This window comes from Methanolobus mangrovi (assembly GCF_031312535.1).
GTDB lineage: Archaea > Halobacteriota > Methanosarcinia > Methanosarcinales > Methanosarcinaceae > Methanolobus > Methanolobus mangrovi.
Genome location: NZ_CP133594.1, coordinates 1,211,402 through 1,238,168 on the forward strand (window position 1 = coordinate 1,211,402; position 26,767 = coordinate 1,238,168).

At 41.8% G+C, this 26,767-nt stretch carries 27 protein-coding genes and 1 pseudogene; 7 read left to right on the forward strand and 21 right to left on the reverse strand.

Annotated features, from left to right (window positions below):
* Window positions 1-183: 183 nt before the first annotated feature.
* From RE476_RS05770 to RE476_RS05790, 5 genes are all read left to right on the forward strand, one after another.
* Window positions 184-579 carry a Fur family transcriptional regulator gene (locus RE476_RS05770; protein WP_309309443.1) on the forward strand — a complete coding sequence of 132 codons (396 nt, stop codon included), beginning with the start codon at window positions 184-186 and terminating at the stop codon, window positions 577-579.
* A 22-nt stretch (window positions 580-601) separates the two neighbouring features.
* Entirely contained in the window at window positions 602-1,255 is a 654-nt protein-coding gene (locus tag RE476_RS05775; protein WP_309309562.1) for a peroxiredoxin, read from the forward strand.
* 35 nt (window positions 1,256-1,290) lie between these two features.
* Window positions 1,291-1,788, forward strand: a complete 498-nt coding sequence (locus tag RE476_RS05780; RefSeq protein WP_309309444.1) for a ferritin-like domain-containing protein — start codon at window positions 1,291-1,293, stop codon at window positions 1,786-1,788.
* 311 nt (window positions 1,789-2,099) lie between these two features.
* Window positions 2,100-4,334, forward strand: coding sequence for a DNA topoisomerase I (locus tag RE476_RS05785; protein ID WP_309309445.1), 2,235 nt, complete (start codon window positions 2,100-2,102; stop codon window positions 4,332-4,334).
* 15 nt (window positions 4,335-4,349) lie between these two features.
* Window positions 4,350-5,588 carry an MBL fold metallo-hydrolase gene (locus RE476_RS05790; protein ID WP_309309446.1) on the forward strand — a complete coding sequence of 413 codons (1,239 nt, stop codon included), beginning with the start codon at window positions 4,350-4,352 and terminating at the stop codon, window positions 5,586-5,588.
* 25 nt (window positions 5,589-5,613) lie between these two features.
* Here RE476_RS05790 and RE476_RS05795 read toward each other — a convergent pair whose 3' ends face one another.
* The 13 genes from RE476_RS05795 to RE476_RS05855 form a co-directional block, all read right to left on the reverse strand.
* Window positions 5,614-6,255, reverse strand: a complete 642-nt coding sequence (locus tag RE476_RS05795; RefSeq protein ID WP_309309447.1) for a tetratricopeptide repeat protein — start codon at window positions 6,253-6,255, stop codon at window positions 5,614-5,616.
* Window positions 6,256-6,455: 200 nt separating this feature from the next.
* On the reverse strand, window positions 6,456-6,989 hold the full coding sequence (locus RE476_RS05800) for a hypothetical protein (protein ID WP_309309448.1): 534 nt from the start codon (window positions 6,987-6,989) through the stop codon (window positions 6,456-6,458).
* 27 nt (window positions 6,990-7,016) lie between these two features.
* Window positions 7,017-7,637, reverse strand: coding sequence for a molybdenum cofactor guanylyltransferase (gene mobA / locus RE476_RS05805; RefSeq protein ID WP_309309449.1), 621 nt, complete (start codon window positions 7,635-7,637; stop codon window positions 7,017-7,019).
* A 40-nt stretch (window positions 7,638-7,677) separates the two neighbouring features.
* Entirely contained in the window at window positions 7,678-9,657 is a 1,980-nt protein-coding gene (locus RE476_RS05810) for a DUF460 domain-containing protein (RefSeq protein WP_309309450.1), read from the reverse strand.
* A gap of 32 nt (window positions 9,658-9,689) precedes the next feature.
* Complete coding sequence (locus RE476_RS05815; RefSeq protein ID WP_309309451.1) at window positions 9,690-10,586, reverse strand: serine/threonine-protein kinase RIO2; 897 nt, start codon at window positions 10,584-10,586, stop codon at window positions 9,690-9,692.
* A gap of 99 nt (window positions 10,587-10,685) precedes the next feature.
* The gene (gene larC / locus RE476_RS05820) at window positions 10,686-11,870 is read right to left on the reverse strand and encodes a nickel pincer cofactor biosynthesis protein LarC (protein WP_309309452.1); all 1,185 of its coding nucleotides are present in this window, start codon (window positions 11,868-11,870) and stop codon (window positions 10,686-10,688) included.
* Between the two features lie 50 nt (window positions 11,871-11,920).
* On the reverse strand, window positions 11,921-12,706 hold the full coding sequence (larB, locus tag RE476_RS05825; protein WP_309309453.1) for a nickel pincer cofactor biosynthesis protein LarB: 786 nt from the start codon (window positions 12,704-12,706) through the stop codon (window positions 11,921-11,923).
* A gap of 84 nt (window positions 12,707-12,790) precedes the next feature.
* Window positions 12,791-13,447: a flavodoxin family protein gene (locus RE476_RS05830; protein ID WP_309309454.1), complete on the reverse strand. Its 657-nt coding sequence runs from the start codon at window positions 13,445-13,447 to the stop codon at window positions 12,791-12,793.
* 163 nt (window positions 13,448-13,610) lie between these two features.
* Window positions 13,611-14,810, reverse strand: a complete 1,200-nt coding sequence (locus tag RE476_RS05835; protein WP_309309455.1) for an aldo/keto reductase — start codon at window positions 14,808-14,810, stop codon at window positions 13,611-13,613.
* Window positions 14,811-14,954: 144 nt separating this feature from the next.
* Window positions 14,955-15,590 (reverse strand): flavodoxin family protein, encoded by a 636-nt coding sequence (locus tag RE476_RS05840; protein WP_309309456.1) that lies wholly within the window; start codon window positions 15,588-15,590, stop codon window positions 14,955-14,957.
* 15 nt (window positions 15,591-15,605) lie between these two features.
* Complete coding sequence (locus RE476_RS05845) at window positions 15,606-16,814, reverse strand: MFS transporter (RefSeq protein ID WP_309309457.1); 1,209 nt, start codon at window positions 16,812-16,814, stop codon at window positions 15,606-15,608.
* A 264-nt stretch (window positions 16,815-17,078) separates the two neighbouring features.
* The gene (locus RE476_RS05850) at window positions 17,079-17,495 is read right to left on the reverse strand and encodes a cyclophilin-like fold protein (RefSeq protein WP_309309458.1); all 417 of its coding nucleotides are present in this window, start codon (window positions 17,493-17,495) and stop codon (window positions 17,079-17,081) included.
* A gap of 123 nt (window positions 17,496-17,618) precedes the next feature.
* On the reverse strand, window positions 17,619-18,560 hold the full coding sequence (locus tag RE476_RS05855) for a DUF3737 family protein (protein WP_309309459.1): 942 nt from the start codon (window positions 18,558-18,560) through the stop codon (window positions 17,619-17,621).
* Window positions 18,561-18,787: 227 nt separating this feature from the next.
* Here RE476_RS05855 and RE476_RS05860 point away from each other — a divergent pair, with 227 nt between their 5' ends.
* Complete coding sequence (locus RE476_RS05860; protein ID WP_309309460.1) at window positions 18,788-19,105, forward strand: PadR family transcriptional regulator; 318 nt, start codon at window positions 18,788-18,790, stop codon at window positions 19,103-19,105.
* A 99-nt stretch (window positions 19,106-19,204) separates the two neighbouring features.
* Window positions 19,205-21,022 (forward strand): MFS transporter, encoded by a 1,818-nt coding sequence (locus tag RE476_RS05865; protein ID WP_309309461.1) that lies wholly within the window; start codon window positions 19,205-19,207, stop codon window positions 21,020-21,022.
* Window positions 21,023-21,324: 302 nt separating this feature from the next.
* Here RE476_RS05865 and RE476_RS05870 read toward each other — a convergent pair whose 3' ends face one another.
* From RE476_RS05870 to RE476_RS05905, 8 genes and pseudogenes are all read right to left on the reverse strand, one after another.
* Entirely contained in the window at window positions 21,325-21,759 is a 435-nt protein-coding gene (locus RE476_RS05870) for a cupin domain-containing protein (RefSeq protein WP_309309462.1), read from the reverse strand.
* 101 nt (window positions 21,760-21,860) lie between these two features.
* Window positions 21,861-22,238, reverse strand: a complete 378-nt coding sequence (locus tag RE476_RS05875; protein WP_309309563.1) for a cyclophilin-like fold protein — start codon at window positions 22,236-22,238, stop codon at window positions 21,861-21,863.
* Between the two features lie 84 nt (window positions 22,239-22,322).
* Entirely contained in the window at window positions 22,323-23,318 is a 996-nt protein-coding gene (locus RE476_RS05880; RefSeq protein ID WP_309309564.1) for an alpha/beta hydrolase, read from the reverse strand.
* 129 nt (window positions 23,319-23,447) lie between these two features.
* Window positions 23,448-23,600: pseudogene (locus RE476_RS05885) on the reverse strand (cupin domain-containing protein); the annotation flags it as partial.
* Window positions 23,601-23,612: 12 nt separating this feature from the next.
* Window positions 23,613-23,849, reverse strand: coding sequence for a cupin domain-containing protein (locus RE476_RS05890; protein ID WP_309309463.1), 237 nt, complete (start codon window positions 23,847-23,849; stop codon window positions 23,613-23,615).
* Window positions 23,850-24,151: 302 nt separating this feature from the next.
* Entirely contained in the window at window positions 24,152-24,904 is a 753-nt protein-coding gene (locus RE476_RS05895) for a carboxymuconolactone decarboxylase family protein (protein ID WP_309309464.1), read from the reverse strand.
* A gap of 30 nt (window positions 24,905-24,934) precedes the next feature.
* A complete protein-coding gene (locus tag RE476_RS05900) occupies window positions 24,935-25,474 on the reverse strand; it encodes a flavodoxin (RefSeq protein WP_309309465.1) in 540 nt (179 codons plus the stop codon).
* A 79-nt stretch (window positions 25,475-25,553) separates the two neighbouring features.
* On the reverse strand, window positions 25,554-26,615 hold the full coding sequence (locus RE476_RS05905) for an NAD(P)-dependent alcohol dehydrogenase (RefSeq protein WP_309309466.1): 1,062 nt from the start codon (window positions 26,613-26,615) through the stop codon (window positions 25,554-25,556).
* Between the last annotated feature and the right edge of the window lie 152 nt (window positions 26,616-26,767).

A 26,767-nucleotide genomic window follows, 5' to 3' on the forward strand; every position in this document is an offset into this window, starting at 1 on the left:
CAATTGAGTACGTTTTCCCGGTTCCGGAGATTTTTTATTCCTGACAAGGAAAAATACAATATATAGTACTAAATAAGTTAAGATATTAAATGAGAATAAACTTTAAATAATAATAATTATTAGTTAGGATATGTTCTTACATAAATTATGCCAGAACACGAAAAACATAAAAGTGGGACAAAAATGAAACAGTCAGACATCAAGTACACAAACCAGCGGATCGAGATCCTGGATTTCCTCAGGGAATTTGATGGTCATCCTACCGTAGATGATGTCTATGAGGGAGTAAGGCAAAAATTAACACGGATCAGTAAGGCCACCGTTTATAATAATCTGAAATTTCTGGCCGAAAAGGGACTGATCAAGGAGGTGAACGTTAAGGGGGTTTCAAGGTTCGAATCCAATCTAATACCTCACCATCACACAATTTGTCTGGAGTGTGGAGAAATACAGGACTATGAATCGGAAGAGCTTAGCGAATATGCCATGAGCATAGCAAAAGAGATAGATGATTTCAAAATAGGATCGACAGACACTAATTTTTATGGTATATGCAAAAAATGCATGGAGATGGAGTAATATGGATGAAGAAATAGTAACAATGCCTCTTATAGGCGACGACGCACCGTCATTTAAAGCAAAAACAACAATGGGAGAAATTAATTTCCCTAATGATTACAAGGGGAAGTGGGTAATTCTTTTCAGCCACCCTGCTGACTTTACACCTGTATGTACAACCGAATTCATGACCTTTGCAACTATGCAGGAAGAATTCAGGGCCTTAAATACAGAACTTATCGGACTTTCCATCGACAGCATATATGCACACATTGCATGGCTACGGACGATCAAAGAAAAGATCGTGTACAAGGGAATGAAAGATGTCGAAGTGAATTTCCCGGTCATTGAAGATCTTAAGATGGATGTTGCAAAGAAGTTCGGAATGGTACAGCCAAATGCATCAGACACCCAGGCTGTAAGAGCAGTATTCATGATGGACCCAAAGGCAAAGGTAAGAGCGATCCTCTATTATCCACTGTCCAATGGAAGGAACATGGACGAGATCAAGAGACTTATCCTGGCAATGCAGAAGTCAGATGCTGAAAATATTGCAACCCCGGCCAACTGGCAACCAGGCGACGACGTAATCATTCCACCACCAGGATCATGCGGATCTGCAAAGGAAAGAGTTGAAACCGAAGAGGAAGGAAAGTACTGCCTTGACTGGTTCATGTGTCTCAGGAAACAGTCTTAAATACGAAGCTAAGACATTGTTCATAGGTGATTATTATGGGAACAAAAGGTGTTGAAATACTTGATCTAGATGTCAACGAATTGATTGGTTTACTGAACAAGGCACTTGCAGACGAGTGGCTTGCATACTACCAGTACTGGATTGGTGCAAAAGTAGTCAAAGGCCCTATGAGAGAAGCTACTGTAGCCGAACTTCTCCAACACGCCACAGATGAACTGCGACATGCTGATATGGTATCCAACAGGATAATACAGCTTGGTGGAACACCGGTCCTCTCTCCAATGGACTGGGAAAAATTCAGCAACTGTGGATACGAATCTCCTGAGGATCCATTTGTGAAAAAGATCCTTGCACAGAACATCAAAGGAGAACAGTGTGCAATCCAGGTGTACAACTCCATACTCGGAAAGGTCAAGGATAAGGACCCTGTTACATACGAAATGGTATTACAGATCCTTACCGATGAGATCGAGCACGAAGATGACCTGCAGGCCATCATGGAAGATATCGAGCTTATGCAAAGAATGGATTAACCATTCAATGGTTGGATAAGATTGGCATTTCCTGTTCCCGTCAAAGGGGATAGGAAATGTTCATTTACTTTTTTAATACTGTGCATTGTTGCACACGTGTTAACATTTTATAATACTGCCAGAGAGTAGTGTTTTTTCTACACACACCTCAGTTTCCGTATTTTTTGTATTTGCGATAGATATATTTAGAAGAATGTTTGTTAGATTTAATCATTAAATAACCGTGTAAAAATAAAGATTTTCTATCAGAACTATCTAATGTAACATCCAATAACACATTTATTGCACTATTCAAGAATCACGGAGATAACATGCATCTCATCATAGCAGAGAAACACATTGCAGCAAAAAGGATAGCAGCGATCCTGGCCCCCGGGAAGACCAAACAGGTTCGTGTAAGCGGAGTGGATACCTATGAATATGAATCCGAGGAAGGAACAAAGATATTCATAGGACTTAGCGGTCACATAGTTAAACTGGACTTCCCAAAAGCCTATAATAACTGGCAAAAAGTAGAGGCTAAAGAGCTCATTGACGCAGATGTAATCACGACTTCGACACAAGTGAAAATAGTAGCTGCACTGAAAAAACTGGGAAAAACAGCTACAAAAGTAACCATTGCAACTGACTACGACAGGGAAGGAGAACTCATTGGAGTTGAAGCCCTGGACATAATAAGAGAAGTCAATCCTGATGTAGTATTTGAACGTGTACACTACAGTGCCATTACCCCAAAGGCTATTGACGATGCTTTTTCAAACCCCACCAACGTTGACTTCGATCTGGCAGATGCCGGACATTCACGACAGGTTATAGACCTAGTGTGGGGAGCTTCAATGACCCGTTATATATCTCTTGCTGCCGGGCGCCTTGGGAAAATGTTCCTTTCTGTAGGAAGGGTTCAGTCACCCACTCTTTCACTAATAGTGGAACGTGAGAAGGAAAGAGATGCTTTTATCCCAAGGCCATATTGGGAACTATCAGCAATGCTGGAGAGCAAAAGCGGAGTGATTTTTAAGGCAGAACATCGTACAAAGCGCTTCTGGGAGAAAGCAGAAGTAGATGCTGCAATGGGAAATGTCTCTGTAGGTGATGATGCTCTTGTGACAGAGCTCACTACTTCCGAGAAGATAGACAAACCGCCAACGCCTTTCAATACTACAGAATTCATCGGTGCTGCTAGCTCCATCGGTTTTACAGCCGCTAATGCAATGAGAATTGCTGAGACACTTTATACAAACGGTTTCATCTCATACCCGAGAACCGACAACACCGTCTACCCTGAAAGTTTGGATCTCAGAGCACAGATAGAGATATTCAAGACCGGTGCTTTCAAACAATATGCACTCAAATTACTTGAAAAAGAAGAACTTGTCCCAACTAAAGGCAAGAAAGAAACAACAGACCACCCCCCTATCTTTCCTGCATCCCTTGCGAAAAAGTCAGAAATGAATGAGCAGGAATGGAAACTTTATGAACTCGTGGTCAGGCGCTTTTTTGCGACATTTGCAGACCCGGCCAAATGGGAGACCATCAGGTCAAAGTTCGATATAAACGGAGAGGATTTCAAAGCAAATGGTGCAAGACTCGTTGTTCCGGGATGGAGATGGTATTATCATTACAATGCACCTGAAGACAGGCTGTTACCAGAGCTGAACGAAGGCGATAAGCTCAAAGTGGACAAAGTGGAAGTTGAAGCTAAAGAGACACAACCACCCGGAAGATACGGCCAGGGCAGACTCATTAAGATAATGGAAGATATGGGACTTGGTACCAAGGCAACACGCCATGAGATCATCAGCAAGCTCTATTCCAGAGCATATGTGCATGGAAACCCCCTGCAACCTACAAAGACCGCAATTGCAGTTGTGGATACCCTTGAAACGTTTGCACCTACGATGTCCAAACCAGACATGACAAGTAAACTTGAAGCTGATATGGACAGGATAGCAGAGGGCGAGATACCGGAAGACGAAGTGTTGAATGAATCCAGGGAAATGCTAGGACTAATATTCAAAGAACTTGAAATAAACAAGGAAGATATCAGCGAATCACTGCGTGCCGGTCTTCGTGAGGACAAGATTATTGGCGTCTGTTCTAATTGCCAGTCTAACCTCATGGTAATGAGATCAAAACGAGGATCTCGCTTTATAGGATGTGACGGTTATCCGGACTGTACTTTTGCATTGCCATTACCACGATCTGGGCAGGTAGTGGTTACGGATAAATTGTGTGAGGAACATGGAATGTACCACATACGCATCATAAATTCAGGAAAAAGACCCTGGAATCTGGGATGTCCTCATTGTAATTTCCTTGAATGGCAGAAATCGCAGGAAGAAGAAAAAGAGAAGAACGGTACTGACAAGGAACGTCCGAAAACCATCAATGATATATCAGGAATTGGAAAAGTTACTGCGGAAAAACTATCCGATGCCGGAATTTGCAATGTGAATGATTTGTGTACAGCAGATGCTGTAGAACTTGCGAAAGTTACAAGTATACCTGTTAAGAAAATAAAGAACTGGCAATCTGAGATTGCATAGGAGGAGACAGGTATAATGGAACTGGAATTCAAGGGTGCATGCAGGGAAGTAGGAAGATCGGCAGTTCTTGTCGATGATAAACTGATGATGGATTACGGAGTATCTCCAGGAGAACACGTAAAGTACCCTTTGAATGGGGCACGTCCTGAGGCTGTGCTTTTATCGCATGCACACATAGACCATTCCGGTGCAATTCCAAATCTCATGGACCTTGAACCTGATGTCTACATGACACCACCTACTTTTGATTTGACACATATGCTGGCAAAGGACACATTGAGAATCGCAGAAAGAGAAGGAGAGATGCCAATATATGATTCCATTGATCTTTCAAAGTTTGCCCATCAGACAAAACAGGTGGATACAGGAGTTAAATTACACGTCCACGGATACGATGTTGAATTCCTTAGTGCAGGACACATACCCGGTGCCTCAGCAATCCATGTAAGGGATAAAGAGAATAAAAGCCTGTTCTATACAGGAGACATCAATACTGATGATACACGACTGGTTCTCGGTGCAATTGACTTTCCGGATTCAGACATACTGATAACCGAGAGCACATATTTTGGGGATGAACACCCACCGCGCAAGGAAGTTGAAAAAGAATTCATAGATTCCGTCCAGGATACACTTAACATAGGAGGCAGTGTCGTAATTCCTGCTTTTGCCATCGGGAGAACACAGGAAATACTAATGCTCCTGGATGCATACGGCATCAGGGCCTATGTTGACGGAATGGGCGTAGAGGCATACAAGATAATGTTAAGACACCCTGAATACCTGCATAATCCCACGCACCTTAAAAAGGCATTTGATAATGCAACCCTGGTAAGTGGTCACAAGAGAGATAAGATAAAACTTGAATCTTCAGTAATTGTAACTACGGCCGGAATGCTCAATGGCGGACCTGTGCTCTATTACATAAACAAACTGTACAAGGATCCAAAATCTAAGATAATACTTACAGGATACCAGGTAGAGGGCACCAACGGCAGAATGGCAATGGATACCGGCAACATAGACAATGATGGAATTATCCAGCATCTCAAACCAAAAATAGAGCAGTATGATTTTTCCGCCCATTCCGGGGACAGGGAACTCAAAGAAATGGTAAGGGATTTCTGTAACAGGGGAACTGAGCATGTCTTCACAATGCATGGAGATAACTGCGAAGGCTTTGCAGACTGGGTTAAAGAAGAAATAGGCGTTGAGGCTTTTGCACCTGAATTAGGTGAACGCTTTACTATATAAAGTAAAACTTGAGGCAATTTTTAGTTTACAGATAGGAAGAACTTTGATATTTCATATCATCGTTCATCTTTTTTGTATTTCCCATTGCAGTCTTCAGATTTTCTATTGCGTCACTGTGTTCAGGGTCTATTTTAAGGACTCTGGTAAAACACTCTGCAGCATCCTCATATTGACCGAGGCTAAAGTAAGCAAGTCCTTTTTTGTGCCACACGATTGCAAATTTATTATCCAGTTCAATTTCCTTGTGAACTCTGCTGTAGCATTCGATGGCTTCGTTATGATTGCCCATCAGTTCCAGAATATCACCTTTGTTTATCCATGCATTCTCATTGCCAGGGTCAAGGGCAAGTATCCGATTATAACATTTAATGGACTCTTCATATCGACCGATATTAAAAAGACCCACACCCATATTGCATAGAACATCAACATCATTTTTATTAAGAAAAACAGACTTCCTGAAGCACTCCACCGCTTCTTCATCCCTACCTATAAAAGAAAGTGCTATGCCTTTATTATTCCATACAAGCGCCATTGCCTCATTGCTCCAAAGTTCAGGATCCAGATGCTCATACTCCAGTATAAGCGAAAAATACTCAATCTTCTCTTCCGGATCTTCGGCATCAAATGCTAATTTGAACCATTTTTCCGGTTTATCGGGATCCATCCAGCTAACCAACTCCAGAACAAATAACACAGTATAATGTCATGTTTATACAGTATATTCTAAATTTTTATTTTTCCTTAATGCACATAACATATTAATTAAGTTATCGAAATTATTCGGATACTATAAATAGAAATGGCAACAATAAAAGAAAAAATTAGTTAAAAATGAATTTTATAAGTATATGAACGATCAACACACTAACATTTAGCCTTCAGATTTTTTCGCATATCATCTACATGCATAAGCCTGTTAGCATCTATACCCACCAAGCACATGCCTTTTTTGTCCATTGCCCATACATAATAATTATCGTCCAGGTCATCTGGAATCTCCTCAGATGGCAGTTCGGCAGGGCTAATACTACATGCCTGAAGACCTGGATATTCATCAGGATTTAGTTCCATTATTGTAACCACTTTCTTTAGCAGTGATAACAGGACATTTATATCTTCATGATCCCACTGCCGGATCCTTTCGCACAGCAGAGATATGAGAACTTTTGCCACACCGATGTTTGAGATTATTTTATTGGAAAGACATAGGGACGCATTGTCATATTTCACATTGTCATTTGGTCCCCTGAAGCAGAATATGCCTTCTGTGACCAATGTATCAAGGTCCAGTGGCTCTTCTGAAAATGTTATCGCATTCTCCACGGTCTCAACGTCGATATCATACTCTTCCGCAATTCTCCAGATCGCTTTTTCTATAACAATACCATGATCTATCATTTTGACACATCCCTGCTGGCAGAACAATCAGATATCATCCAGATTCCAGTTATCCAGTTTTACCATATCTGATGGAGTATTTATGTTGACAAAACTTTTAAGGTCTTTGTCTATTTTTTTCATTGCAGCAGCATCCAGATACATAACATCTTCCAGAGAAGATACCGGAGCAAGTATGCTCCTGTATCCATCATGCATGGCAGATTCAATTGCCTCAAGCATCTTATCCCTGCGATATACAGAATGCAGCGGCTCCTTTGTACCATACTCACTTATGGGTATCAAAGCATCATGTTCCCCCACCATATCAAACATCATATCAATTAATCGCCCGTTAAGAAATGGCATGTCACATGCTACTGTAAAAACATAGTCACCGCAAGCCTTCTCAAAACCTGCAAGCATTCCTGCAAGCGGACCTGCGTTTCGTATTTTATCGGTTACAACTTTCCTATCCCCCAGATATTCGGAAAAGTGCTCCACCTGTTCATCATCCCTCAGTGATACGATAACCTCATCTGAGACATCTTCAAGTACTGCCAGAGTACGTTCCAGCAAAGTAGTATCCTGACAGACCATCAATGCTTTTTCCCTGCCATCAAGACGGGTTCCTAAACCACCTGCCAATAATAGTGAAGACCGTATCATAAATATTAACCTCTCATTCGTTTTCCTGCAAGAATCACATCTATGCAAGTCCTCTTCTGCGTTCACTCCTGTATTCTTCCAGAATGGACTGGACCTGCTTATGCTCTTTTTCCTTACGCCGCTCATCGGCTCCTTTTTGCCATTCTGCTATCGCACTCTTAAGTATTTCCGGATTCACAGAAGCGAGATCACCGATGAGATGAATCTGTATATCTTTCAATACGGGAACCTCACCATCATAAAAGAATTCCAGTGCCCCATGTGGCATATCCTCACTTATGATAACTGCCCTTACCTTAGATTCGACAAGCAATGATGCAGTTACAGGACCTCCACCACTTGGGTCTTTCAGGTATATCACATCATTTTCCTTGATACCATAGAGCTCCTTTGTGTGTTGAATCGCTTCCCTGGTAAACGATGAGATCACTTTTACCGGAAGACCTTCACCCTTCACTTCCTTTTTGCGTATCTGTTTAAGGCTTTTATTCTGATTACGCTGGTTACGCAAGGATTTTTTCGTTTTACTAAGTTCCTTATTGAGACGCTCAATTTCGTTGTCCCTTATCTGCATCTCTTTTTCACGCCTGATCTGACGGTAAGTGGAATTTTTTACCTTCTTGATGCGCATTTCCAGATGTTCGATAAGCCTCTCCTTCTGCCCACTCTCGTATTTCAGTTCGGCAACATACTCTTTTAGCTGCTTTATCTGGGAATTCCTATTACTGAGCTCACCACGCAGCTTTTTTATTTGTTCATCCACATCTGAAGGTTCTTCTTTTTGTGGTTCTGGTTCCGGTTTTATCCTTACCTTTATCCTTGACTCGGCTGCAACTTTTTCAATGGCCTCTTCTATGGAATCACCATTGATAACATGGAACTTTATATTGTCAACATCAAGATATTTAGGAGCCCTTTTCTCAATCCTTGAGAATACATTTTTGTACGCCTTGTATGCGGATAATGCCGCAGTGAGTGAATCACGCTCATGGTCATTGGAATATCCGAATTGCCGGGCGATTGCGATCTTATCTTCAGACCTTATTTCGCCGCCCGGAGTCCAGGCAACCGCATTGAAACTGCGACGTATCTTTTCAACGGCAGATGGAACAGGATAGACATCTGTGGCTACAAGTGCAGGTTTTCCGTAATCGGATATCAGCCTGACAACCTCATCGTGCGATATACCACGTGTGCTATCAGAAAGAAGCAGTTCCCCGTCAAGAGATAGAATGGCAATTCCTACTGTTGTGCCGGGGTCGATTCCAACGATAGTATATTTACGTCCTGCTTTCTTGATTGGCAGGTACTGGATCTTGTCTCTTTCAACACTTTTGACAGTGACCTGTACATCAGCGTTTGCAGATGGTTTGACCGGTACACGTTCACGTTTTGCATTTACAGTATATTCTGCCCTGACATAACCACCGAAACCTTCAGTGATATGTTCGGAGAAAGCGAAACCTGTTTCCCGGGAGAATTTACGCAGGGTGTTCTCGACCTCCCTGCTCTTTTCCCTGACAGCACCGTGTACTTTCCTGCGATAACGGTTCTGGCTCCATCCACCTCTGCCAAGGGAGCGGGCACGACTTACTTTAATACGAGTGATGTCTTCAAAAAGAGATACTTCAACACCTACACCAAGGCTTGCAAGAATTGCACATGCTTCTGCTTCCTGATTCGGGTCGAACTGGTTTAAGGAGAGGCCGTGTTCCTGAGCCAGCCGAAGCAGCGGTTTCTGGCGAATACCTCCGGTAACCTGCACCAGTTTTGTATTCTCGGGGAGTTTTTCAAGAAAGTGTATTAATTCATTTTTATTTGCAGCAAGCTCAAAAATGTTATCAACTGCAATATAATCAGGACAATCTTTGTTCAGCATCCGGAGTATCCTGTGTAACCGGACCATAGTATAATGGTTTATTTCGCCATCCTTGAGAACGGCAACGGCATACCTGGGAACTTCCTGTGCCCTGGAAGAACCCTTTGCTATGTCAATGCCGTATATGACACCGTTTTGCATACAGTTTATTTTATGTCGTTACTGAGATATATCTATGACTCCACACCGCTTTTTATTTTTGATATGACCTCATCCAGATCCACTATTATATTGTATTTGCGCTTGAAGTGCGTGAGTACGTTGGAAACATCCCTTTCAAGCAACTCATCCGCATGAGGATGGCTTATTTCCACGCACTGCGGCCAGTCGATGAACTGCACTCCGCCATCGATAACAAATATGTTATATTCACTAAGATCAGAATGAATGTAACCTTTTTCATAGACTATGGCTACCTGCCTGAGTATCTCGTCAAGGAACCACTGTGGTTCCGCAAGCTTTGTTCTGTAGAGGAGGGTGCCTTTTGCAACTTCCATGACAAGAGCATGGCGATTGCTGTCTATTAATTTTGGAACCGACACATCAGGATAAAGTTTCCTTATGATCTCAGCCTCTCTTTTTGCTGCAAGCCTTGCTGCATATATCCAGGAAAAGTGTTCCTTCCCCTCAAGATGAGAGCGTGACCTTTTAACACTCTTAAAACTGGTCCTGCCTTCCCTGTGGAATTTCAGTATAACGCCCTGAGGTTCCCCCAGACCAAGTTCTGGTTCCCTCACCGCCTCATGGACCACAGATTCCTTTCCAACGCCTATCTCATCACCAATGGCACTGATGACTCCCTTTTTGACAAATGCATTAAGAGCAAGGGTATCGTAGCCATCGAAGTATATCTGATAACCTTCATATGGCTGGTTGGTACCGATAACCAAATTGTTCCTTATAAGTGACTTCAGCTTATATTCAAGAGATGAATACGGCAGCCGGGTAAACTTCATTAGCTCCTCCACCGGCACCCATTCAAAGTTCTTCATGCCAAGCTCAATACCAGTAAGAATGCGCAGGTCTTTGCTATCCATTTTTTTGAATAACTTCACAACGTCGTCTATCATTTGCTTTCTAATTGCCGGGATGGTTTAGATTGTTTGTGGTAGATTGGAATTTAAAAATGAAAACAAAAAAGAGGAGGAAAATAAAATATGAAGGAAAAACTACTCGAACTTCCCCCATGCCTCTTCCTCGACCCGCCTGATAATCTCTTTCAGAGGCAGACCTACCTTATCGGCAACCTTACGGCAGTCCTCATACTCAGCAGACATGTGTAATATCTCACCGGCTTTATCCTGTGCGATCTTCACCGCAACCGTGAACTCCTCGCCTTTGAGCGTGATGGTGACCTTATCCATCCTGCGATCAGCAACGAAACGATGTGCCGTTGGTATCACACGTATGCCAAGAGTACCGGTCTCTTTCATCATTTCCCTGGCAACACTTTCACTGTTCTCAGCTTTTGTAATTACCTTGATGATATGACCGGACCTGCCTTTCTTCATGATGGTAGGTGTGATTGCAACATCCCTTGCACCTGCCGCCAGAAGTTTATCGAACAGGTTCCCCAGAACCTCACCTGTAACATCGTCCACATTTGTTTCCAGAACTTCAATACGGTCCTTTGTGAGTATATCACTGGTCTCCATTAGCACAGTACGCAGCACGTTGGGATCTTCAGTATCCGCATCCCCTGCACCATAACCAACTGAAAGGACCCTGCCCTTTGGAAGGTTCTCCAGAGGTTTTGCAAAATATGATAATAAAGCGGCACCCGTTGGTGTGAGTAATTCCCTGTTACCCATTCCGTATGACAGAAGACTGCCTGACCTGAGTATCTCAAGGGTTGCAGGTGCCGGTACTGCCATTGAACCATGTGCTGCCCTTACTCTGCCACCACCCACATTCACCGGAGTACAGAATATGGAATCTGCACCGATCTCATGGATGGCTGCACAGGAACCGATAACATCAGCAAGGGCATCGTTCTGTCCGACCTCATGGAAATGGATCTCTTCCAGTGACTCGCCGTGGACCTTTGACTCCGCCTTTGCCATTATCTCAAAAACATCAAGGGCACTTTTCTCCACCCGTGAAGGAAGTCCGGCAGCTTTGATGATATCTACAAGCTCATGATAATGTCGTGAATGTTCCTCATGTGGTACATGTATATGAACATCAGTAGCATCGATACCTTTCTTGTTCACCCGGTCCACAGAGACCGATACGTCTACTGCGGATTCGATGATCTCACGTATCTTTGAGCCATCAGCACCAAGATCGATGAGACTTCCAAGTATCATATCTCCGGCTGCACCTGAGAATGGATCGAATATAAGGGACTTCATGTAATCATTTCCAAGTTGTATATTTCAAACTATAAACATTAAACAAGTGGTTACTCCGGAGGTTTAGTATTCCTTGCCTCAGCAACCCTGTTGGCTATCCTTGCTGCAAATGATCCGGCAACGAATCCTGCATCGATATTCACCACAGACAGCACTGAGCATGACTGTAACATCGAGAGCAGAGCAGCTTCACCCTTCGCACCGGCACCATAACCGGTAGATACAGGAAGCCCGATTACAGGGACATCCATAAGACCTGAAACAACGGTCGGCAGGGTACCTTCCCTTCCGGCTGCCACAACGATGGAATCCGGTTTCTTCTCCCGCAATACCTGCATCTCATTGACAAGCCTATGGAATCCGGCAACTCCTACATCATAGATAGCGATTGTCTCACAACCCATCTCAGATGCCACCATCCTTGCTTCTTCCGCAGCATCGATATCAGCAGTACCGGCAGTGATTATTGCTACAACGCCACCGGTCCTTGGCACCGGAGCTCCATTATGGACCACAACACCTTTTGAATGAAGGTCCCACTCAAGTTCTTCTGAGGAGAAACTTTCCTGGATCATTTCTCTGTGAGCATCACTGAGCCTTGTTATTAGCACCCTTCCACTTGCAGCAACCTGGACCTTTGATATTTTCACTACATCTGCAGGGTCCTTGCCCTCTGCAAGGATAGCTTCCATGATCCCTGTACGATGCTTGCGGAAAATGTCTATTTTAGCAATGTCTGTGACCGGGACATAGCCCATTGAACGGATATCAGATTCTGCAGTTTCAATATCAAGTTCATTATTTTTCAGCTTATCTAATATAGTTTTAAGATCCATTTGTTTCACTTCTGCATTGGATAACTAATATAATTAACTGAACGGAGATATTCGACTTTCCACATTGTCTATCGCTCATGGTTTTTAGTTTCCGTGGGCTTTTTCAGCGAATCGGACTCCCATCTCAAAGGCTTTTGCACAATCCTTCGGGAATTCCTCGTCCCGTTTCCTGGCTTTTTCGTCAGCATTGAAAGCTGTTGAAACGTATTTGGAGTAATCATCGAACTGATACGTATCGAATGTACATAGTGATTCTGTATATCCGAAAAACCTCTGTATCTGCATTTCCATGTTCCTGAAAATAGAAGAATCATAACCCAGCATTTTCATCTGCTGCTCGTCAACATTCATGGTGTAAATAAAAGCAGTAGCTGTCTTTTTCTGACAATGCGCAGAGTAGTTTTCATCATATACAAGGTACTGGAAAAACAATCTTTCCAGAAAAGACCTCATCTCTCCAGTCACATCACCGAAGTAAATAGGAGAACCAAAAATAAGAACATCAGCTTCTTCTATTTTCTCAAGGACATCCTTCAGGTCATCCTTCATGGTGCAAATGCCATTTTGGAAGCCTACTTTCTTGCAGGCAAAACAACTGATACAGCCTTTGAAATCCAGATCATAAAGATGAACAAGTTCTGTTTCTGCACCCCTGGACTCTGCTCCCTTAAGTGCGTGTTCAAGAAGATTTGCAGTGTTCCAGTTCTTCCTTGGGCTTCCGTTTATTGCTATTACCTTCATGCTATCATCTCATTTCTATCTATAATAGGATCCTTTCAGTTAATAGAGTTGTTAGCGATCCAATTTGTTCTTTAATTCATTTATTTTGGGAAGGGAAGAAGAAGAAGGGGTTCTTGCAGCCCCTTCTCCCGAGTAGATAGTTTTACTTATCTCTTGTTTAGGATCATACCTGTTTGAACATCTCCCTTGCCATGGCAGCTCTCTGCTCAAGGTCGGGTCCTTCAAGTTCGTTAACCACAGAATAAAGAACATTTGGTATGTCAATGTGCTGTGGACATTTCTCCAGACATTGTCCGCACTGGACACACCTGGATGCAAACTCAGGCTCTTCAAGACCAAGAGCGCCTCCCACACGTGCAGCATACATGAACTTTACTGTGTCCGGATCGCCTTCCAGGTAAAGGTTGTTATACAGCTCAAAACAAAGTGGAATATTCACACCTGCCGGACAGGGCATACAATACTGACAACCGGTACATTCTACTCTCATCAGTTCGCGGTACTTGTTTTCAACTCTCTTTATAAGTTGCAGTTCTTCTTCAGTAAGTGAATTTGAATGTGCTTCCCCTGCAATTCTGAGATTCTCTTCAACATGGACATCTTCACTCATACCGGAAAGAACCACTGTAACTTCCGGATGGTTCCATACCCAGCGCAGAGCCCATTCTGCTGGTGTTCTTTTAATTGGTGCCTCGTTCCATATCTCTTCCACTGCCTGCGGTACAGTCTTTGTGAGGCTTCCCCCACGGAGAGGCTCCATAATAATAACTCCAAGGTCTTTTGAGGCTGCATATTCCAGACCGGCTTTACCTGCCTGGTTCTTTTCATCCAGATAGTTGTACTGGATCTGACAGAAGTCCCAGCCGTAAGCATCTACTATACGGTTAAAGTCCTCTGATGCTCCGTGGAAAGAAAAACCTGCATTGATAATACGACCATCAGCTTTTGCTTTGTCAAGAAAATCAGCTACACCTAATTTTTCAACATTGTCCCACAGATCACCAACAAGAGCATGTATAAGGTAATAGTCTATATGGTCAGTGTTCAGCTTTTCAAGTTGGGCATTCAGATAATAATCCATATCCTCACGTTTCTCTATAAGCCATGATGGAAGTTTTGTTGCAACTTTTACCTTTTCACGGTAGCCATCAGCAAGAGCACGACCCAGGAATGGCTCACTTGCTCCCATGTGATATGGCCAGGCTGTATCGATATAGTTCACTCCCTGGTCTATCGCATCGCGTACCTGTCTGGTTGCTCTTTCTTCATCTATACTGCCATCCTCTTTTGAAGCAAGGCGCATACATCCGAATCCGAGTATAGAAAGCTCGTCTCCGTTCTTTGGTATTTTTCTGTATAACATTTTAGTTCTCCCTTGTTTTTGAATTGAATAAGATTATAGTATAGCGTATGACTGAACAGTCAGTCATATATGGTGCGCGAGTATATATCTGCTTTGATTGACCAATCACTCATGCAATTTTTGAATAATGTATTCCGGCCATGATCAATCTCGAATGAAGTTTGTAAAGATCATGTCTTCCTTCACCGGGAGTTGCACACCGGCCTTCATGCCAGCTTCCTTACACTTAAGGAACCATGCCATATTCCTTGCAAGTACACGCATGGTCTGCAAACCTTCAAAGTCCTTTTTTACATCTTCTGGCTGTGCCCCATGAACCATGTTCCAATATCTGGAAGAAATAATAGGCATCTGAGAAATTGTGAAATACTTATTGAGCTGATCAAGTGTGGCAGTGGTTCCGGCTCTTCTCGCCGAGATAATTGCTGCAGCAGGTTTCAGATAAAATGCATTTCTGCCTCCTAACCCATTAGTGTAGAAAGCACAGTCCATGAATGATGTGATCGCACCGGTAGCGGCTGCATAATGTACCGGAGAACCAAAAATGAATCCATCTGCTTCTATGGCAATGTCAAGAAACTCGTTGACCTTGTCGTTAAATGCACACTTTCCTGTTTTAGCACAACTCTTACAGGCAGTGCATCCGGCAAGTGGTTTTATTCCGATCCAATAGATTTCTGAGTCGATACCTTCTTCTTTCAACGTCTCTGCTACTTCCGTAAGAGCGGTATAGGTGCAACCTTTCTCATGTGGACTTCCGTTTACTAATAATACTTTCATTTAAAAATCTCCTTTCTAATTTTCTGTTAAATCATGTTGTCTCTTGTTTCTGCTTAAAGCGAAGAGTGAAATTATGCAAACTAATGCTACTAACAGGCCGTATCCAACTGCGATCTCAAATAAAGTGAAACCACTAGCTAACCGTGCTACGATCAGATTTGGGATGGCTGCACCACTATATGATATTAGATAAATGCTCGAAAGCAGACCTGCCCTGTCTTCCTGGCTGGTTTTATCCAGCAAACTGCGCATACTTCCCGTAAATCCTAAACCCTGCGATATTCCCGCAAGCACGGTTGCAATTAAGAAAGGGATCATGATGCTGACCTTCAGTGAATAGATGACAGCCGCAATACACAGGAAAAAAGCTACTATTCCAATACGTTGAGCTTCTTCAGGTTCAAAGCGACCACTCAGCCAGCCACCTATAGCGTAGGGAGTCATCAAACAGGCAAACACCGCTGCAGCTACTATAATACTATTTGTGTTAAGCAGGTCTGCTGCCATGGTAGAACTGAAAGCCTGATAAAATCCACCGATCGCCCAGGTTCCAACAAAGATACTAATTGCAGCCGGAAGAAGATAGTAAATATTCCGGGGTATGGATATTCGTGGAACCAGGGAGGTGATAACTCCTCTTGTACGTGTTACTGTTTCCGGCCCGACTGCCATCAGCATTGCACAAAAGGCAAGTAGAACAATGAATATCTCATATGTGAATGACATGGAGCCCAAACTGTACTCTTTAATGACCCCAGCACCAAAAGCACCTGCTGAAAGTCCAACCACAGGCGCTCCACTGATAACTGCCGCACTTAGCCATTTTGGAGAAGTTGGTGCATTATCCACGGTATATGCTGTAATTGTACTGGATGCCAGACCGGAAGCAATTCCCTGCACAAATCTTCCAATCAAAAGCATTGGTGCATTCTGAACGTAAATAAATATGACACATGCAATTGCAGACAGTGCTAATGTCGCAAGTGATACTGGACGTCGCCCTAAATGATTTGACACTCTGGCAAACGTCAGCAGCGATATTACACACCCAACAAAGTATGCAACTGCTGTCATGGAAAGATCTCCACTTGTAAGATCAAGAGTCTGAAGATACGTGTTTAAAAGAGGAATAGGAGCAGATGAGGCAGCATATACAACAACTAAGGAAGCAGTTCCTGCTATAAAGCCTGTCCATCTCTCGTTTAAGTTTAATTTTTTTGTCATTAATTAAATCCGATGGTATTGTTTTTGAGTTCGAATTCCAGGCTCATTTTATCATCGAGTCATGACTCAGTGGACCCGGTTTCAATGAGATTTCTTGAACACCTTTTCATTGATCATATCTGCAATATCATGTATGTCACTGGAATGCGAAAAAGTACCTATTCGAATTTTCTTTGTGTTTTTATCGAAACATGTACATTCTTTTGTAGTCACAAAAATTGTCCCCTCTGTTTACTGTATTATTTTCAAAATTTCTGGCTTCATTTACACTCTTTCTATGAGTATCGTGCCTGACATATTTTTGATATGCTCACCGCCTGATACGACATCACCTAATTCGTACAAACCGCCTGCAGAGCCGAATTTCTCATAGAACATTACCACGTCTCCCCATGGTGCATAATATGCAAGCGTTCCGGCTTTTGCATTTGCCATCGGTGTGTTAGTTGTATCGAGTTTTTTGGGCGGATAGAATATCTTTTCATTATTGCTGAAATCTTCAACATCAATCGTTAAAGGTAATTGTTCATAGAGATCTTTTGCAGCATTTCCATCATTGAGCTCAAAGATCGTTGTATTTCCATTTGCTTGAACACTGATTTGCATTTTTGTTTCCTCCTCTTCCTGGCTGGCTTCATCCTGTTCATTTTCGGATTGATTATCGATGGTGTTTTGATCCATGTTATTTTGTTCAATACATCCAATCGCTAAGAATACCAGTAAAAATACTCCCAAACAAATTAACATCCATTTTTTTCCATCATTATGTTCCAGAGTAATTTTCATAAATAAATCCTCAATTTGTTATGTTTCCTGAACAGGCACATCCTTATTGTTCAGTATATTTTCATTATAAGTCTCTGAATTTTGAATTTCTTCTTTATTCAGTTCATCCCGGACTTCGATCACACATGAATCGTCTGCCAGCTGATTATCATCCAGTATTACTTTACCAATCGAATCTGCACTGATATGTCCGCTACGTGGATTTTTTATACTTGTGATCGGACCTGCAATTGTAGCATTAACATCGCTGTATTCGAATGAAAGATCACAATCGATCATCTCGCAATCCTCAAGGACCAGACCTTTTGCATAACAAAGCGGCTGGGTTCCGATTATTTTACATCGTACAAGTTTGAGATTTTCAGAGTACCAGCCAAGATATTCGCCTTTTACGATACTGTCTGAAACTGTGACATTCTTGCTGTGCCAGAAAGCGTCTTTTGTATCAAGATGGGAATTACTTATTTCGACATTCTCTACATACTGAAAAGAGTATTTACCATTCAATACGAAATTATCAAGCAGGATATCTGTGCTGTAGAAGAATGGATATTCAGACTCGAGTTCTGAATTCTTCATGGTTAGCCTGTGTGATAACCATCCAAACTCAGGTGATACAATGTTAGAGTTTTCAATAGTGACATCCTCACATTCCCGTACAGCTTTGATACCTCCCATATGACTATATTTTATTGTCACCTGGTTACTGTACCATAATGCAGCACGGCATGTATCTGTCATTCTAATATTTTCGATCTGAGCGTTCCTTACATGCCAGAAAGGGTAGCGAAGTCTGAAATCACAATCTGAAACATGAATATCTGCGCTTTCCTTCAAAGCAGATTCTCCATCAGCCGGACCATCAAAGGTACAGTGTGAGATCATCGCGTCCTGTATAGCATACAGGGCACGCTCTTCATCCAATATCAAGTCCTTAAATTCATTAGTTTTTAGAGTCATATTAGAACCTGTTTTTCTACCATCCATTAGAATTTTTTGAACATTACAGTTAGTGACTGACTGAACAGTCAATTATGGATTGCGACAAGTTGTATAAATAGATTATGATTGACTGCTCACTCATTCCACAATATTTATATTCTAAATACTCCATCAGAATGTCACTTGCTGATATATCGCGTACCGATACATCGGCAGACGATTAACTCAGATAATAGGAGTATAAAATGGATAACGATATCAGAAGAGCATTTCTTAAATACATAGTCTTGACTGTGATAAGCAAGAAGAGCACTCATGGCTATGAGATCATTAAAACCATCGAAGCGTCTTCTAAAGGAAAATGGAAACCAAGTACCGGTTCTATCTATCCGATACTTGATTATCTGGTCTCTGAAGGATACGTTCGGAGTGAGGAAATAGATCGTAAGAAAGTCTATACGATCACACCTGAAGGATCAGTAGCTTTAGAAGAAATGACCCAAAAAAAAGCTGAGCTTCTTAATGAAATATCTATGCTTATCGATAGCATCACAGAAGGTTAATGCACATAATCAGGATCATTTCTAAAAAACGGCACACAATCCAGGATGATTACGATAACGATTTTCTGAATAATATTTTGATCAACAGAAGGTAATAGTTTGGAAAATAAAACCAATTTAAAAACAGATAATATCCCTCATGGAAAGGGACATGGTATCCCATATAAGTGGACTGCATTACTTACCGTGTTACTTGCATCATTTATGGCCACTATCAATAGTAGTATTATACTTATCTCGCTTCCTGCTATTTTCAATGGGATTCACCTGGACCCTATGCAACCGGATGCTTTCCAATACTTGCTATGGATACTAATGGGCTACGGACTTGTAACGGCTACGATCCTCCTCAGTATTGGAAGACTTGCCGATATTTACGGAAGGGTCAGGCTCTTTAGACTCGGATTTTTCATATTCATGATCGGTTCGGTCTTGCTATATCTTACGCCCGGGACCGGCAGTACCGGAGCGATAGAACTTATTCTCTTCAGGTTCGTGCAGGCGGTAGGCGGTGCACTGACCATGGCTAACGGTCCGGCCATTATTACCGATGTTTTCCCAAGCAGTGAAAGAGGAAAAGCACTTGGCATTAACACAGTAGCCCTTATGTCAGGCCAGTTCATCGGACTCTTGCTTGGAGGTATACTTGTAACCTACAACTGGCGCTATGTTTTCCTCGTAAATATCCCATTTGCCCTGATCGGAACTATTTGGGCATACTGGAAAATGGAAGAGCTTTCTTTCAAGGCAAAGAAAACCAGTGTAGACATACTTGGAAATGTATTCTTCATCGGTGGACTGACATCACTTCTGGTGGGTATCACCTATGGCCTAATGCCTTACGAACATGACGGAATAATGGATGCAATGGGATGGAACAGTCCACTCGTCCGCATTACTTCTGTAATAGGAATTATCATGCTTCTTGCATTCCCGTTCGTAGAACGCAGGGCAGAGAATCCAATGTTCCGCTTCGAGTTCTTCAAGATAAGGGCTTTTGCTTTTTCAAACCTTGCAAACTTCATGGCTGCTATTGCACGAGGAGGTATAATGTTCATGCTGATACTGTTGCTTCAGGGAATATGGCTACCACTTCAGGGCTATAGTTTTGAGGATACTCCCCTCTGGGCTGGCATTTATATGCTTCCGCTGACCATCGGCTTTATCATAATGGGACCTATATCAGGAATGCTTTCGGATAAATACGGACCCAGATGGATAGCGACTTCAGGAATGGCACTTGTGACAGTGGTATTCCTGGGCCTTGCTATGCTGCCTTACAATTTTGACTACTGGGAGCTTGGAATTCTCATTTTCCTTATGGGAATAGGTAACGGAATGTTCAGTTCACCAAACAGTTCATCCATAATGAACTCGGTACCAGCTGAGGACAGGGGAGTTGCTTCAGGTATGATGTCGACTCTGATGAACTCGGCTATGACAATGAGTATGGCACTATTCTTCACTATTGTGATCGTAGGTCTTCAGGGAACATTCCCTAATGCAATACACGAGTCTTTCACAAGTTTTGCATCTACACAGACTGCCCCTATCCTGCAGAACCTTGCAGACCAGATCTCAGAAATGTCCCCTACCAATGCATTATTCTCAGCTTTCCTTGGATATAACCCAATGGCCACAATCCTGAACGTAATGGACAGCAGTATCGTAGCCTCGATACCAGAATCTGTGGTCGAGACATTGACAAGTAACTACTGGTTCCCAGAGACTCTGCAACAGGCTTTCATGCCAGCACTCAGAGTATCCTTCATCATAGGTGCAATCCTTTCAGCAATAGCATCTCTGCTGTCTGCAATGAGAGGCCAGCACTATGTGCATGAGCTCCATAATGAGATCGAAACTGCAATGAAAGGTCAGTCTTTTGTGCATGCAATCCCTAACGAGATAGAGGAATAATGTGTTAGTGTTTAATGACATGTCTGCAAAGGCATGTCCTTTTTTACTCTATCAGCTCACAGTAGAAAACAAGGAACAACACAACCATCCGCCATAGGCGGAACATTACGATTACACCATTCTAACGACTATTGAAATAATGCAGTTATTAAAAATTGCTGAGTTTAAAGTTGTAATTAACAGAATTTCTACAGAGCCTAGAGATACACAACGCAACAGTCTGGCTTGAAAGTGGAGAGGTAAAAGGAAGTACCTTTACCTTCACCATTGAAGATCAAAAAAGCATAATCAAATAGAGAGTACTATAGTTTATTGTACTCCTCATCATTAACAGTCTCTAACCATTCGTTCCGAGTGTTTTCTCCAGGTATTTCAAAAGCAATGTGAGAGAACCAACTGTCAGCCTTTGCACCATGCCAATGCTTCACTCCTGCCGGAATATATACTACAGAACCTTCATACAGACTAACTGCTTCTTTTCCTTCTTCCTGGTACCAGCCTTCTCCGGCAGTGCAAATAAGCATCTGTCCACCACCGCTTTCAGCATGATGTATATGCCAGTTATTACGACATCCCGGTTCAAAAGTTACATTTGCTAAGAACACAGGAGTTTCTCCGGGTTTTGTTAATGGATTCAGGAAGGAATCTCCTATAAAATATTGTCCAAACATCTCATTAGGCACACCAGTTCCAAACATATTTGCCTTTTCAAATTCTTCTTTATTCATATATTTCATTTCTTTTTCCTCACATTGTTTTAATTTAGTTATTATGTCTAAGTAATTATATCAAACTGAATTTTCTAATAAGCACCTGTGGCTTAAAAATATCCACCCGATCAGGCCAATTCTATCAAAATATCAAAGCTGCCACTTAATGAATCCATAGTGGATGGGTCACAGTCAATAACACCAAGATTTACAAATTCACCATAACAATTTTCTTCGTTGTCAAACAGAATGGTAAAATAATCTCCTTGAGTAGTAAAATCAATATCACCATTTTTCCATCCCGGGACCAGGTCTTCATCACTAAATGACAATGGTTCGTCCATTACACCACAAACATCAAACTCATATCTGCTGGCGTGGACAGTATAGGGCAATCTGCTGATGAGTTCCCTGGCAGGTTCACTATCATTTAGAATTCCGGGAATGATCGTGCTACCAAAATGCATGTTGATCTTTGTTCCATTTTTAATCTCACGAGTTGTCATATCCAAATCCTCACTTGTTAGTACGATAGAAAAAAATAAAAATTAGGAAAATAGAAAAATGCTTTTCTATTTTTCCATATGCTTTTAGTTCAGGTTTTCCTTGAAGAATGATTCCAGTTTGTCAAATGGAATATAGTCATTGTCTCCGCCATCGTACAGATCGATGTGCCTTGCTCCTGGAATGATTACCAGTTCTTTAGGTTCAGCTGCTCTTTCATATGCTTCTTCAGTATAATATCTGGAGTGAGCATTCTCTCCCATGATGAAAAGTATTGGTCTTGGGGAAATTGTTTCAATATAGTTCATCAGAGGGAAGTTCATAAAGGACATACCACTCGTTGCGGTAAATGCTGCTCCTGCATTTGGATGGAATCCTCTTTCCATAGCATAGTACTCAAAAAATTCACTTGTAACAGGATCTAAACCTTCTGGAATTGCTGTTGCTGGTTCACCAGGGAATCCGACAGGTACCAATGGACTTCCATTCTCGAAGTCTACCCATCTCTGCTCAGCCATTTGGGCTAAAGCTGCAGCACGCTGCTCATCGGTCAACGAATATCCGAACCCATCTCTAAACATGCTGCTTATATCATACATACTTGCAGTAGCAACTGCTTTGATACGTGGATCGACCTGAGCTGCAGTAAGTGCAAATCCTCCACTGCCACAAATTCCAATAACTCCGATCTTCTCCCTGTCTACAAAGTCCCTTGTACCGATAAAGTCAACAGCTGCACTAAAATCCTCAACAAACAGGTCCGGGGATGAGATATGTCTTGGCTCTCCACCACTGTCTCCATTATAGGATTCATCGAATGCTAAAGCAACAAAACCTCTTTGTGCCAGTTCCTGAGCATAGAGTCCTGCTCCCTGTTCCTTCACTCCGCCATAAGGAGTTCCAACAATAATTGCAGGGTATTTTTGGGACCTGTTTATGTCTTCAGGCACGTATAAGTGTCCTGCAACCTCGGCTCCGAATTTGTTTTTGAATCGGACCTCTTCCAGAATTACATTATCACTTAGTTCGAATGTAAGATCTCCAGGATCATACCTTACTTGTTCATTATTTTCTTGTACCATATTATCTTCCTCTAAGTTTTCTTCTGTAGTAATAACTAAATTAGTGTATTGTTCATCTGTAACGTCTCCAAACCATTCTGCAGCACCTGCTCCTGGATTGGTAGTTACTCCGACATGCTCGAATGTACTATCTGCTGTTGCACCATGCCAGTGTACGACATCTGGTGGAATTTCCACAACATCACCGGCTTTCAGTAATCTTGCTGGCTCACCTTCTTCCTGATAGTAACCTTCTCCACTGGTTACGAACAGAAGCTGCCCTCCTGGGTGTGAATGCCAGTCAGTCCTTGCTCCTTATGAAAATATTACGTTATATGATGGAGAGTTGTAAGTATCGTCAGTCACAAGCATTTCGACCCATACATCTCCTGTAAAACCGTCTCCGAGTGGACTTCCGGCAACATTATTTCCTCTTGGGAATATTGTGTCATCTTCTAGTTCACTATCAGTATCACTTATGCATCCTGCTGTAAAAATGAAGATCAAAGAAAAACACAGCATCAGTAATCTGGTTTTAGTATTTTTTGACATTTTTTATCTCTCTCGTTCAATTTGTATCGTCAAGTTCCCTTTTCTGAAAGGTATTATATACTCAGCACATCGTCGTGATTGAGTAATCAGTCACTTGTTTTCTTAAACTTGTGGTTGGCCAGTATTGCTGCGAGTGACTAATCAGTCATTGCCCTATATTCGATACTAGTATATAAAACTAAGCATTACAATGTTCTGATCACCTTTGCCGGCACACCAGCTACGACTGTGTTAAGTGGGACATCCTGAGTAAAGACAGCTGCGGCTGCTATTACAGAGTTCTCTCCGACATCTTATCAAACTTATTCCGGTATCAATTCGTTCAAACATGTGATTGCATTCAATGTCCTTGGATATCCGATATATGGCAAAAGCTGTGTAACTGCACTGAGCAGCGTTCCTTTATCATTTCCAACATTGAGATTACCCATAATATGTCCCTTTAATTGAGGTTCGCATCCACCCAGTGAGAGGATAATGGAAAATGTAAGGAGTTCCCTCATTTTTACATCCAGACCTTTTCTGGTGTAGTAATCACCAAAACAGTTTGCAGACAGATACTTCTGAATATGAATCTGGTTTTCAGGCGCTGCCTCGTACATTTTATCAATCATTTCACCGAATATTTCCTTCTGCACTTCCAGTCCCTTTTCAAACCGTGTTTCAGGTGAAGTAGTGGACTGACCTTCTAATGGCAGCTCAATTCCTCTGCTTTCCAGTATTTCATTGGTGGCATGAATAAAGTCAACTGCTTTCGCAAATCCTACATATGGTATGGATTGATATACAAGCTCCTTGACCTCAATAGGAGTCACACCAATCTTAAGTGCACCGTCGAGCATTACTTTATATTCACTTAAGGTCTGACTAGCTATCAGGGAGCTCAGAATTACCATCATTCTGGTCTTTTTATCTAAATTTCCATAGCTTATTACTTCATCAAATGCAAAATTATTGAAAACTTCCATAAGTTCCTGATCTGTTTCATTCAAATCCGACTTATTTTCGGGGAATAAATCTTCCAGATTCTTTTTTGCTGTTTCACTTATACTCATAATTAAACCTCAATTTCATTCTTACTTAATTCAAAACATCCTGCTGATCGATTCCAACCAGCCTTCTACATCCTTTTTTGCCGCACTTACACGAGAACCTTGTATAGAGAAGCCTTTCAAAAGTGTTGCTTCCGGACAAAGTTTTGCAATATCATCCTCACTGCGCCCCATTCCACCTCCACCATGCGTGCAGAATGGAACAATAATCTTTCCGGAAAAGTCATATTCTTCCAGGAAAGTGAATACTGGCATTGGCATTGTTCCTAGCCAGTTGGGGTAACCAAGGAATACCACATTATAAGGTTCCATGTTCTCCACATGACTGGAAAGTTCAGGTCTGGCGTTTCCATTTAATTCCTTTTTTGCGATGTTGACTGTTGCAGAATAATCCTTTGGATAGGACTGTACTGTATCAATACTGAAAAGATTGCCATCAATTATTTCCCGGATCATGCAAGCTACTACTTTTGTGTTACCTGTTGGAAGATTCACGATCTTGCCACTGACATTATTATTGCCAGCACGCGAAAAATAGGCTACCAGACATTTCTCTTCTTTCAGATTTGCCATTTAGTATCCCTTACCTTTTTTTACTTACTAGAAGCACCATTCGTTTTTGTGAAAAAAGTAAGGACCTGGTTGGGTCCTATTACAAGTTTGACATGTCAATTACATATCTATAGCGAGCTTCTTTATTTACGACCTTCTCCCATACCTCATTGATCATTTCAGGTTCAATCATCTGAATTTGCGGATAGATCTTGTTTTCCGCACAATAATCAACTACTTCCTGAGTTTCCGGGATTCCTCCAATAAGTGATCCATTAAAGTTCACTCTGTTGAAGATCATATTGAAGTTGTTAATTGTGAGTTCTCCGCCAATTGGTTGCCCTACCTGGGTGAAATATCCGTATGGCTTTACGCAGTCAATGTATGATGACATATCGTATGCATATGGAACTGTGGATATCATGTAATCCAGTTTACCCCTTAATGGCTGCATGTCTTCTGGTGAATTAACAACAATGACTTCTTTTGCTCCGAATGCAAGACAATCTTCCTTTTTGCTTTCACTGGTTGTAAAGGCATAAACTTCAGCACCTTTTGATACTGCTAATTTAATAGCTACGTGTCCCAGTCCGCCAATTCCTACAACTCCTACTTTATCTCCTTTTTTGATACTAGCTTTCATTAAAGGTGAATAAGTAGTAATACCAGCACACAGTAATGGAGCAGCTTCCTCGAGTTTAATAGAATCAGGTATCTTTATTGCAAAATGCTCGGTGACAACAATATTCTGGGAGTATCCTCCCTGACTTATACCTGTAGGTGATGATTCTTCCAGATAACCATATGTCATTATAGTTTCACCCTTGTCGCAATGATGTTCTTCACCATTGTTACAGCTTTCACAGTCCATACAACTGTCAACCATGCACCCGACTCCTGCACGATCACCGACTTTGAATTTTGTAACATTCTTTCCAACAGCAGCGACAATACCTACAATTTCATGCCCAGGCACCTGTGGATATTGTTGTGGTCCCCAGTGTCCTTTGATCTGATGAATGTCAGAATGACAAACTCCACAGTATTTAATGTCAATTAGAACGTCATTATCACCTACAGGTCTTCTTTCAAATGACCAGGAAGACAACTTTCCAGACTCGTCTTTTCCAGCATAACCTTTTGATTGAATATTTTCTGCCATATTTTAACTCCTCTATTTATTTTGTAATTTTAAACTGCATTTCCGATTCATACTTTTTTCAGAAAGTATCATCTGCTTACAATCGATGTGATTGAGTAATCAGTCATCATTTTGTGCGCAACACTGCGTGATCCACGCGACTCCGCGAGTGA